The organism is Streptomyces sp. NPDC057654 (assembly GCF_042800135.1).
Lineage (GTDB): Bacteria > Actinomycetota > Actinomycetes > Streptomycetales > Streptomycetaceae > Streptomyces.
Genome location: NZ_JBHVHQ010001431.1, coordinates 1 through 1,234, shown reverse-complemented (window position 1 = coordinate 1,234; position 1,234 = coordinate 1). Strand labels below are relative to the sequence as shown.

Below are 1,234 nucleotides of genomic sequence, written 5' to 3'. Positions count from 1 at the left end.
GGCACAGGCGCCGACACCGAAACCGAAACCGACACCGACCGGACGGTCCCAGCAAGGTTCGCAGGCATAGCGGAGATCGGGAGATCTTTATGACGATGACGGGGGAAGTCGCGCTCACCGGAGGGCGCCGCACGGGCGCGACCGGCATGAGCTCGACGTTCGGGACGTTCGGCGAGCTGCTGCAAGGGGTGCTGCCGGAGGACGACGGCGACTTCCTGGTGACGCTGCCGGTGGCCCGGTGGACGTCGGTGACCTTCCAGGCGTACCCGGACAGCGGCGGGCTGCACGTATGGCCGCCGCACAAGAAGAAGGCGCTGCGGCTCGTCTCGATGATCATGGACGACGCCCCCGAACCCAGCGGCGGCCTGCTGACCATCGACAGCATGCTGCCCGAGGGCAAGGGGCTCGCCAGCTCCTCGGCCGATCTGGTGGCCACCGCCCGCGCCGTGGGCAACGCCCTCGACCTGCCGATGCCGCCGCGCCGCATCGAGCGGTACCTGGCCCGTATCGAGCCCACCGACGGCGTGCTCTACCCCGCCGTCGTCGCCTTCCACCACCGCAGCGTGCGGCTCCGGGCGCGGCTCGGGTCCCTGCCGTCGATGGCCGTGGTGAGCATTGACGAGGGCGGCGCGGTGGACACGGTCGACTTCAACCGGATACCCAAGCCCTTCACCGCCGCGGACAAGCGCGAGTACGCCCGGCTGCTGGCGCGGCTGACCGGCGCGGTGGCGCGCGGCGACCTCGCGGAGGCAGGCGCGGTCGCCACGCGCAGCGCGCGGATGAACCAGGCGCTGCGCCACAAGAAGTCGCTCGACGCGATGATCGCGATCTGCGAGGAGATGGGCGGGCTCGGCGTCGTGGTCGGCCACAGCGGGACGACGCTCGGCATCCTCCTGGACACCGCCGACCCGGCGTGCGTGGGCCGGCTGGCCGCCGCGGCGCAGGCGTGCGAGGAACTGGCGGGGAACGTGACGGTGTACCGCACGCTGAGCTTCGCCTAGAACACACCGGCCTCCGGGGCCTCTCGCGCGGTACGGATCGGGCTGGTGCGCGGTGATTCGGGCGTCCCGGGCCCGCTGCCGGGGTATCAGCCATTCGGTCCTCGGGAACGGCGGGTTCGCCGGTCGGTGAGCGTCCCCGAGGCGAGGAGATGCGAAGGTGCCCCATGGCCATCAGGCGAACCGTCTTCCGGCTCGGCAGTCTCGTCCTCGGCGCGTGGGCGCTCTCGTGCCCC

Annotated in this window: 1 protein-coding gene; it reads left to right on the top strand. The window is 72.0% G+C overall.

Going from position 1 to position 1,234, the window contains the following annotated elements; translation table 11 throughout:
* Positions 1–95 precede the first annotated feature (95 nt).
* Positions 96–1,001, top strand: coding sequence for a kinase (locus ACFU99_RS44130; RefSeq protein WP_384404497.1), 906 nt, complete (start codon positions 96–98; stop codon positions 999–1,001).
* Positions 1,002–1,234: the final 233 nt, after the last annotated feature.

Excerpts from the sequence above, each read along its gene's own strand:
- ACFU99_RS44130 (WP_384404497.1), top strand. The coding sequence starts at position 96 with ATGACGGGGGAAGTCGCGCTCACCGGAGGGCGCCGCACGGGCGCGACC.